The sequence below is a fragment of the Nocardioides lijunqiniae genome, assembly GCF_015024225.1.
GTDB lineage: Bacteria > Actinomycetota > Actinomycetes > Propionibacteriales > Nocardioidaceae > Nocardioides > Nocardioides lijunqiniae.
The window spans coordinates 22,972-32,244 of sequence record NZ_JACJGM010000032.1; the positions used below are offsets into that span (position 1 = coordinate 22,972).

The following is a 9,273-nucleotide window of genomic DNA, read 5'->3' on the forward strand; positions in this document are numbered from 1 at the left end:
CATGGCACGCCGTTGGATGCGGGTCCTGCGGACCCCGCTCGGGCTGACCACGGGGGTGCTCGTGGCCGCCGTGGTGGTCCTGGCGATCGTCGCCCCGATCCTGTGGGGCGACCGCGCGGACGCCGTCGACACCGACAACATCCTCACCGGCCCCTCGGCCGAGCACTGGGCCGGCACCGACGGCCTGGGCCGCGACATCTTCTTCCGCTCGCTCGTGGCCAGCCGCCTGTCCCTGGAGCTGGCGCTGGTCGCGACGGTGCTGGGCGTGGTGGTCGGCCTGCTGCTCGGCACGGCCCCCCTCCTCGTGGGGCGTCGCCTCGGCCGCCTGGTCACTGCCGGCGTCAACATCGCGGTGGCCTTCCCGGGCCTGCTGCTCGCGCTCTTCTTCGCGGTGGTCTTCGGGGTCGGCGCCACCGGCGCCGTCCTCGCGATCGGGCTCGCCGGGGCGCCGTCGTTCGCGCGGCTGGTGCAGACCCTCGTGGCCGGCGTCGCCTCGCTGGACTACGTGTCCGCGGCCCGCGTCGCCGGCGTCGGACGGGTGCGGATCCTGCTGCGCCACGTGCTGCCCAACATCGCCGAGCCGCTCGTCGTCAACGCGACGCTCGCCGCCGGCGGCGCGCTGCTCGCCTTCGCCGGCCTGTCCTTCCTGGGCCTCGGCGTCCAGCAGCCCAGCTACGACTGGGGCCGCCTGCTCTTCGAGGGCATCGGCACCATCTACGTCAACCCCATGGCGGCGTTCGCGCCCGGGCTGGCCGTGCTGATCGCCGGCCTGGCCTTCAACCTCTTCGGCGAGTCCGTGGCCAAGGGCCTCGGCGTCACGACCGTCGGGGGCGTCCCGGTGCTCCCGGCCAACGACGCGAAGCGCTCCGGCGCCGGCGAGGACGAGCACAGCACGGCGGACGCCGCGCGGCCCTCGCCCTCCGACCTCGTGCTCGACGTGCAGGACCTGCGGGTCTCCTTCCCCGGCGCCGACGGCCCGATCCGTCCGGTGCGCGGCGTGACCTTCTCCGTGCGCCACGGCGAGGCGCTCGGCGTGGTGGGGGAGTCCGGCTCCGGCAAGTCGCTGACGGCGCTCGCCGTCGCCCAGCTCATCGAGGAGCCGGGCCACGTCGACGCGGCGCGGCTGGACTTCCGCGGCGAGGACCTGCGCGAGGGGCCGCGGGCCCACCGTCACCTGCTCGGCACGTCGATGGCCATGGTCTTCCAGGACCCGATGACGTCCTTCAACCCGACCCGGCGCATGGGCGGCCAGCTCGCCGAGGTCGCCGTCCACCACCAGGGGATGACCCGCAAGCAGGCCCTGGCCCGCGCCGTCGACCGGCTGCGCGCCGTGCGCGTGCCCGACCCCGAGAAGCGCGCCACCCAGTACCCGCACGAGTTCTCCGGCGGCATGCGCCAGCGGGCCATGATCGGCATGGGCGTGATGGGCAACCCGTCGCTGATCATCGCCGACGAGCCCACGACCGCCCTGGACGTCACCGTGCAGCAGCAGGTGCTGGACCTGCTCCAGTCCATCCGTGACGAGGACGACGTCGCGCTGGTGCTCATCAGCCACGACGTCACCGTCGTCGGCGAGGTCTGCGACCGGGTGCTCGTCATGTACGCCGGACGCATCGTGGAGGACCTGCCCGCCGACCAGCTCGACGGCGGCGCCCGCCACCCCTACACGCGGGCGCTCGTGGCCGCGGTGCCCGACATGCACACCGACCTCGAGCAGCCGCTGGCCGTCGTGCCGGGGCGGCCCGTGGACCCTGCCGACGTACCGGTCGGGTGCGCGTTCGCGGCCCGCTGCCCGCTGGCCGACGACCACTGCCGTGCGGTCGACCCGCCGCTGGCGCCCGTCGGCGACGGCATCTCGGTCGCCTGCTGGCACGCCGGGGAGCCGCTCGGCCTCGACGAGGAGACCGGAGAGCTGATGGAGGCCGAGACCGTATGAGCGAGCTCCGGTTCGACGACGTCACCGTCCGCTACGGCACCGCCCGCCGGCCCTTCACGGCCGTCGACGGCGTCAGCCTGACGGTCCCGGCCGGGCAGGTCGTCGGCCTGGTCGGCGAGTCCGGCTCGGGCAAGTCCACCCTGGCCCGCGCCGCGGTGGGCCTGGCCCCCGTGCACTCCGGGCAGATCCTGCTCGACGGGGAGCCGGTGCCGCGCCGCGGCCGGGTGCGCCCGCTGCAGATGGTGTTCCAGGACCCGTTCTCCTCCCTCGACCCGCGCATGACCATCGGCGAGAGCATCGCCGAGCCGATGCCGCCCGGTCCCTCCCGCGCCGAGCGCAAGCGGGAGGTGCAGCGGCTGCTGTCGCTGGTGCACCTGGACCCGGTCATGGCCGGCGCGCTGCCGGGGCGGCTCTCCGGCGGCCAGCGCCAGCGCGCAGCGCTCGCCCGTGCCCTGGCCGGCCAGCCGAAGGTCGTGATCGCCGACGAGATCACCTCCGCGCTCGACGTCTCCATCCAGGGCGCCGTGCTCAACCTGGTGCGCGAGCTGCAGCGCGAGCTGGGCCTGTCGATCCTGTTCATCTCCCACAACCTCGCGGTCGTCCGCTACGTCGCGAGCCACGTGGCCGTGATGTACCAGGGGCAGATCGTCGAGCAGGGCCCCGTCTCCGAGGTCCTGGTCGCCCCCCGCCACGACTACACCCGCGAGCTCCTGGCCGCCGTGCCCGGCTCGCGTCCCTCCCCCCAGGCCCACCCGGCCGCCACAGCCAGGAGCTCCTCGTGACCCGACGGATGCGCATCGACGACCTCACCGCCCTCGCGGTGCCCTCCCAGCCGGCCCTGTCGCCCGACGGGTCCCGCGTGGCCTACGTCGTCCGCACGATCGACGAGGAGCAGGACACCCACGTCGACCGGCTGTGGACGGTCGGCACGGCGGACGGTGCCGCACCGTCGCGGCCGCTGACCGGCGGCACCTCCGACACGGCCCCCCGCTGGTCGCCCGACGGCTCCCGGCTCGCCTTCCTGCGCGCGCAGGACGACGCCGCCCAGGTGTGGCTGCTGCCCGCCGACGGCGGCGAGCCGGAGCAGGCCACGTCCCTGCCGCTCGGCGCCGGCGCGGCGGTGTGGAGCCCCGACTGCAGCCGGATCGCCTTCGCCGCCGCCGTCGACCCCTCGCCCCGCGGCACCGGTCCGATCGTGGCCAGCCGGCTCGACTACCAGGCCGACGGCGCCGGCATGGTCGGGTCCGTGCGCGCCCAGCTGCACGTGCTCGACGTCGCCAGCGGCGAGTGTCGCCAGCTGACCGACGGCGCCGAGAGCGCCGGCGAGCCGGTCTGGCTGGCCGACGGCCGCACGCTCGCGTTCACCCGCCGCGTGGGCGAGGACACCGACCTCACCTTCCGCACCGCCGTGCACCTCCTCGACGTCGACGACGCCCAGGCCGGGGCCCGCGTGGTGGCGCTGGCGGACGGCGTCGCCGGCACGGTCGACGTCGCCGCCGACGGCAGCCTCCTGGTCGTCGGCTGGCCCGGCGACCCGCGCGGTCACGCCCACCTGCTGCGCGTGCCGCTCGACGGCGGCGACCCGGTCGACCTCGCCCCGGACCTCGACCGCAACGTCATGCCCGGCGCCACCGCCTACCCCGGCGCGCGCCCGGTCGACACGGGCGACGGCGTGCTGTTCTGCGTGCGCGACCGCGGTTGCACCCACCTGCACCGCGTCGCGGACGGCGTCGTGAGCCCGGTGCTCGACGGCGACGGCCGCGTGGTCTCGGGCCTGACGGTCGTCGACGGCACGGCGGCGGTCGCCCTGTCCACGCCGACGTCGTATGGCGAGATCGTCACCGTCGACCTGGCGACGGGCGACACCCGCGTGCTCACCGACCACGGCTCGTCGCTGGGCGACGTGGAGCTGTTCGAGCGGGTCTCGCGCACGTTCACGATCGGCGACGGCACCGAGGTCCAGGGCTGGGTCGTGCGCGACCCCGCGCTCACGTCGCCGGGCCCCCTGCTGGTCGACGTCCACGGCGGTCCGCACAACGCGTGGAACGACGCCGCCGACGAGATGCACCTCTACCACCAGGAGCTGGTCGCCCGCGGCTGGACCGTGCTGCTGGTCAACCCGCGCGGCAGCGACGGCTACGGCGAGGCGTTCTTCGACGCCGTCAACGGCACCTGGGGCGTCGCCGACGCCGCCGACTTCCTGGAGCCCGTCGACACGCTCGTCGCCGAGGGCGTGGCCGACCCGGCGCGCCTGGCGGTCACCGGCTACAGCTACGGCGGCTACATGACCTGCTACCTCACCGCCCACGACGACCGCTTCGCCGCGGCCGTCGCCGGCGGCGTCGTCAGCGACCTCACCAGCATGTACGGCACCTGCGACGACGGCGCCCTCATGGGTGCCTTCGAGCTCGGCGGCACGCCGTGGGAGCAGCCCGAGGCCTACGCCGCGATGTCGCCGATCACGCGCGTCGCCGACGTCCGCACGCCCACCCTGATCCTGCACGGGGGCGGGGACCTGCGCTGCGACCTGGGCCAGGCCCAGCAGTGGCACACCTCGCTGCGCCAGCTCGGTGTCCCCACCGAGCTGGTGATCTACCCCGGGCAGGCGCACGAGTTCATCCTCACCGGGCGCCCCTCCCACCGACGCGACTACAACCGTCGGGTCGTCGCCTGGCTCGAGCAGCACGCCGTGGCCGGCGGACGCCCGCGCATCGACGTCGCCCACTGGGAGCACCGTCTCGCCCAGCTCGCCGAGCGCCACGGCGTGCCCGGCGCCCAGCTCGGCATCCTGCGCTACTCGCCCGACGGCGAGGACGAGGTCGTGACCGCCGCCCACGGGGTGCTGCACGTCGAGAGCGGGGTGCAGGCGACGCCCGACTCGCTCTTCCAGATCGGCTCGATCTCCAAGGTGTGGACCGCCACCGTCGCCATGCAGCTGGTCGACGAGGGCCTCCTCGAGCTCGACGCCCCCGTCGTCGAGGTGCTGCCCGAGCTCCGGCTCTCCGACCCCGAGGTCACCAAGACCGTCACCCTGCGCCACCTGCTCAACCACACCAGCGGCATCGACGGCGACGTCTTCACCGACACCGGCCGCGGTGACGACTGCCTGGAGAAGTACGTCGACCTGCTCGCCGACGCCGGGCAGAACCACCCGCTCGGCGCCACCTGGTCCTACTGCAACTCCGGCTACTCGCTGATGGGCCGGCTGATCGAGAAGGTCACCGGGTCCACGTGGGACCAGGCGATGCGCGACCGGCTGTTCACGCCGCTGGGCCTCACCCGCACGGTCACGCTCCCCGAGGAGGCGCTCCTGCACAGCGCGGCCACGGGCCACCTCGAGCACGACGGCGAGCAGATCGTGGCGCCGGTGTGGCAGCTGCCGCGCTCGTTGGGCCCGGCCGGACTGATCACCGCCACGGCCGCGGACGTGCTGGCCTTCGCCCGGATGCACCTCACCGGCGGCGTGGCCGCCGACGGCACCCGGCTGCTGAGCCAGGAGAGCGCCGATGCGATGACCTCGCACCAGGCCGACCTGCCCGACAAGCTCGTCCTCGGCGACTCGTGGGGCCTGGGCTGGATCCGCTTCGGCTGGGGCGGGCACCGCCTCGTGGGCCACGACGGCAACACGATCGGCCAGGCGGCGTTCCTGCGGATCCTGCCCGAGCAGGGTCTGGCGGTCACGCTGCTCACCAACGGCGGCCACACCCGCGACCTCTACCAGGACCTCTACCGCGAGCTGTTCGCCGAGCTCGCCGGCGTGGAGATGGCCGAGCCGTTCGTCCCGCTCGCCGACGCCGAGGTCGACATCACGCCGTACGTCGGCAGGTACGAGCGGCACTCTGTCCTGACCGAGATCCTCGACGGCGAGGACGGTCCCACGATGCGCACCACGATCAGCGGACCGATCGCGGAGATGGTGCCCGACCCGGTCGACGAGTACCCGCTCGTGCCCGCCGGGCCCGGACTGTTCGCCGTACGGCCGCCGGGGGTGGAGACCTGGGCGCCCGTCACGTTCTACGAGCTCCCGACCGGCGAGCGCTACCTCCACTTCGGCGTGCGCGCCACGCCGCGGGTGGACTGAATGGACGCCTTCCTGGCCGACCTGCGCGAGCTCGTCGAGTGCGAGTCGCCGTCGTCGGACCACGGTGCGGTGGCCCGCTCGGCCGACGTCGTCGCCCGCGTCGGCGCCGCCCACCTCGGGGCCGAGCCCGAGCGGATCGTGCTCGACGGCGTCACCCACCTGCGGTGGGTCCTCGGCAGCGGCTCCCGGCGGGTGCTCCTGGTCGGCCACCACGACACGGTGTGGCCGCTGGGCACGCTCGCGGTGCGCCCGTTCTCCGTGGAGGACGGCGTGGTCCGCGGGCCGGGCTGCTTCGACATGCTCACGGGCCTGGTCATGGCCTTCCACGCGCTGGGCTCGCTCGCCGCCGACGGGGGACCGGAGGCGCTGGACGGCGTGACCGTCCTCGTGACCGGGGACGAGGAGCTCGGCTCGCCCACCTCGCGCGGACTCATCGAGGACGAGGCGCGGCTGGCCTCCGCCGCCCTGGTGCTCGAGGCCTCCGCCGACGGGGGTGCGCTCAAGACCGAGCGCAAGGGCGTCTCGCTCTACGACGTACGCCTGCACGGGCGGGCCGCGCACGCAGGGCTCGAGCCCGAGCGCGGCGTCAACGCCACGCTGGAGCTCGCCCACCAGGCACTGGTCGTGGCGGCCCTTGGCGACCCCGACCTCGGCACCACCGTCACCCCGACCGCCGGGCGCTCCGGCACCACCACCAACACGGTCCCGGCCGCCGCGTCGTTCGCCGTGGACGCGCGGGTGCGGACGGTGGCCGAGCAGGACCGCGTGGACGCCGCGATGCGCGCGCTGCGCCCCGTGCTCGAGGGCGCCCGCGTCGAGGTGCTCGGGGGCCCCAACCGCCCGCCCCTGGAGCGGGCCATGTCCACCGCGCTGCTCGAGCGCGCCCAGGGGGTGGCCGGCCGGCTCGGTCTGCCGGCGCTCACCTCGGTCGCGGTCGGCGGCGCCTCCGACGGCAACTTCACCGCGGGCGTCGGCACCCCCACGCTGGACGGGCTGGGCGCCGTCGGCGGCGGTGCGCACGCCGACCACGAGCACGTGCTGGTGGCGCCGATCGAGGGCCGCACGGCGCTTCTCGCGCGGCTCGTCGCGGACCTGCTGGCCGAGCCGTTGCGCGCGACGAACGACCTGCACCCGACTGGTGCGGTGCGACCATGACGAGCGGGGAGAACCTCGCCAGCATGGGTGTCGTGACCAACGTGACCGCGCCTCGGGCGCCCGACCTCGACCTGGCGGTCCAGGCCGCCGACGCCGCGGCGCTCGCCGCGGGGGTCTCCGTGCGCGAGGTCCTGGACCTGCAGGAGCTCGGGCTGGTCGTCGACCTCTTCGCCACGATCTGGGGGCGCGACGAGAACCCGCCGGTGACCCTCGAGCTCCTGCGTGCCTTCACCAAGGCCGGCAACTACGTCGGCGGCGCCTTCGAGGGCGGCCGGCTCGTCGGCGCGTGCGTCGGCTTCTTCCACGCCCCGGCCGAGGACGCGCTGCACAGCCACATCGCGGGCGTCTCCTCCACCGCCGTGGGGCGCAGCGTCGGCTTCGCGCTCAAGCTCCACCAGCGCTCCTGGGCCCTGCTGCGCGGCGTGTCGGAGATCGCGTGGACCTACGACCCGCTGGTGAGCCGCAACGCCCACTTCAACCTGGTCAAGCTCGGCGCCCTGCCGGCGGAGTACCTGCCGAACTTCTACGGCGCCATGCCCGACCGCATCAACGGCGCCGACGACTCCGACCGGCTCCTGGTCCGCTGGCCGCTGCGCTCGGCGGAGGTCCAGGCCGCGGCGTCGGGGGACGCCGTCCGGGAGCCGGTCGGTCCGAACGCCGTGGTGGCGCTGTCCGTCGGACCCGACGGCCTGCCGGTCCGGGGGCGCCTCGACGGCGACACCTCGCTGGTGGCCGTCCCCGCCGACATCGAGACCCTGCGGCGCGTCGACCCGCAGGCTGCCCAGCAGTGGCGGCACGCTGTCCGCGAGGTGCTCACCGAGCTGGTGGCCGACGGCTCGCGCATCACCGGCTTCGACCGCACGGGCGGCTACGTCGTCCGCCGTACCCCCGATCCCCTCCGAGACGGAGCTCTCCGATGAAGCTGACCGGTGTCGAGCTGCGCTGGGTGTCCATGCCCCTGGTGTCGCCCTTCCGCACGTCGTTCTCCACCCAGACCGCGCGCGAGCTGCTGCTGCTGCGCGTCGTCACCGACGAGGGCGAGGGCTGGGGGGAGTGCGTCTCCATGACCTCCCCGCTCTACAACGAGGAGTACATCGAGGGCGCCGCCGACGTGCTGCGGCGCTTCCTGGTGCCGGCGCTCGCCGCGGCCGCGCCGTTCGACGCCGCCACGGTCGGCTCCGCGCTGGAGCCGTTCTACGGCCACCGGATGGCCAAGGCCGCGCTCGAGATGGGCGTCCTCGACGCCGAGCTGCGCGCCGAGGGCCGGCCGCTGTCGCGCGAGCTGGGCGCCGTCCACGACCGGGTGCCCTCGGGCGTCTCGGTCGGCATCATGGACAGCGTCGACCAGCTCCTGGACGCCGTCGGGGCCTACCTCGACGAGGGCTACGTCCGCATCAAGCTCAAGATCGAGCCCGGTTGGGACGTCGAGCCCGTGCGCGCCGTGCGCGAGCGGTTCGGCGACGACGTCCTGCTCCAGGTGGACGCCAACACCGCCTACACCCTGTCGGACGCGCGTCAGCTCGCGCGCCTCGACGCCTTCGACCTGCTCCTCATCGAGCAGCCGCTGCCCGAGGACGACCTCTTCGGTCACGCGGACCTCGCCCGGCTGATCACCACCCCGGTCTGCCTGGACGAGTCGATCACCTCCGCACGCTCCGCCGCAGCCGCGATCCGGCTCGGTGCCTGCTCGGTGGTCAACATCAAGCCCGGGCGGGTCGGCGGCTACCTCGAGGCACGCAGGATCCACGACCTCTGCGTCGCCCACAGCGTGCCCGTCTGGTGCGGAGGGATGCTCGAGACCGGCCTGGGACGCGCCGCCAACCTCGCCCTCGCCGCCCTGCCCGGGTTCGTGCTCCCCGGCGACACCTCCGCCTCCGGCCGTTTCTACGCCACCGACATCACCACGCCCTTCGTCCTCGAGGACGGCCACCTCACCGTCCCCACCGCCCCCGGCATCGGTGTGGACCCCCTCCCCGACGAGCTCGCCGCCGTCACCACCCGCACGGAGTGGATCCCCGCCTAGCTGGGTCGGTGGTCGCGGTCGGGTCGTGTGCCGGAGGCGGCGCTCCGGCGCTGCGTGCGGCACACGACCGCACCCCCC

General features: G+C 74.5%; 6 protein-coding genes. All 6 read left to right on the top strand.

Annotation, left to right across the window (positions count from 1 at the left end; genetic code table 11):
* The first annotated feature begins 1 nt into the window (after position 1).
* Genes IRQ30_RS17990 through menC form a run of 6 tightly spaced genes read left to right on the top strand, consistent with a single transcriptional unit; the run spans position 2 to position 9,195 of the window.
* A complete protein-coding gene (locus IRQ30_RS17990) occupies positions 2–1,936 on the top strand; it encodes a dipeptide/oligopeptide/nickel ABC transporter permease/ATP-binding protein (RefSeq protein ID WP_193614347.1) in 1,935 nt (644 codons plus the stop codon).
* Positions 1,933–2,718, top strand: coding sequence for an ABC transporter ATP-binding protein (locus IRQ30_RS17995; protein ID WP_193614348.1), 786 nt, complete (start codon positions 1,933–1,935; stop codon positions 2,716–2,718). The genes IRQ30_RS17990 and IRQ30_RS17995 overlap by 4 nt, the downstream gene beginning before the upstream one ends.
* Complete coding sequence (locus IRQ30_RS18000) at positions 2,715–6,017, top strand: serine hydrolase (RefSeq protein WP_193614349.1); 3,303 nt, start codon at positions 2,715–2,717, stop codon at positions 6,015–6,017. Before IRQ30_RS17995 ends, IRQ30_RS18000 begins: the two co-directional genes overlap by 4 nt.
* Positions 6,018–7,172 (top strand): M20 family metallopeptidase, encoded by a 1,155-nt coding sequence (locus tag IRQ30_RS18005; protein WP_193614350.1) that lies wholly within the window; start codon positions 6,018–6,020, stop codon positions 7,170–7,172.
* The gene (locus tag IRQ30_RS18010; RefSeq protein WP_227467777.1) at positions 7,169–8,092 is read left to right on the top strand and encodes a GNAT family N-acetyltransferase; all 924 of its coding nucleotides are present in this window, start codon (positions 7,169–7,171) and stop codon (positions 8,090–8,092) included. The genes IRQ30_RS18005 and IRQ30_RS18010 overlap by 4 nt, the downstream gene beginning before the upstream one ends.
* Positions 8,089–9,195 carry an o-succinylbenzoate synthase gene (gene menC, locus IRQ30_RS18015; protein WP_193614351.1) on the top strand — a complete coding sequence of 369 codons (1,107 nt, stop codon included), beginning with the start codon at positions 8,089–8,091 and terminating at the stop codon, positions 9,193–9,195. The genes IRQ30_RS18010 and menC overlap by 4 nt, the downstream gene beginning before the upstream one ends.
* Positions 9,196–9,273: the final 78 nt, after the last annotated feature.

Excerpts from the sequence above, each read along its gene's own strand:
- IRQ30_RS18010 (WP_227467777.1), top strand. The coding sequence starts at position 7,169 with ATGACGAGCGGGGAGAACCTCGCCAGCATGGGTGTCGTGACCAACGTG.
- IRQ30_RS17995 (WP_193614348.1), top strand. The coding sequence starts at position 1,933 with ATGAGCGAGCTCCGGTTCGACGACGTCACCGTCCGCTACGGCACCGCC.
- IRQ30_RS17990 (WP_193614347.1), top strand. The coding sequence starts at position 2 with ATGGCACGCCGTTGGATGCGGGTCCTGCGGACCCCGCTCGGGCTGACC.
- menC (WP_193614351.1), top strand. The coding sequence starts at position 8,089 with ATGAAGCTGACCGGTGTCGAGCTGCGCTGGGTGTCCATGCCCCTGGTG.
- IRQ30_RS18005 (WP_193614350.1), top strand. The coding sequence starts at position 6,018 with ATGGACGCCTTCCTGGCCGACCTGCGCGAGCTCGTCGAGTGCGAGTCG.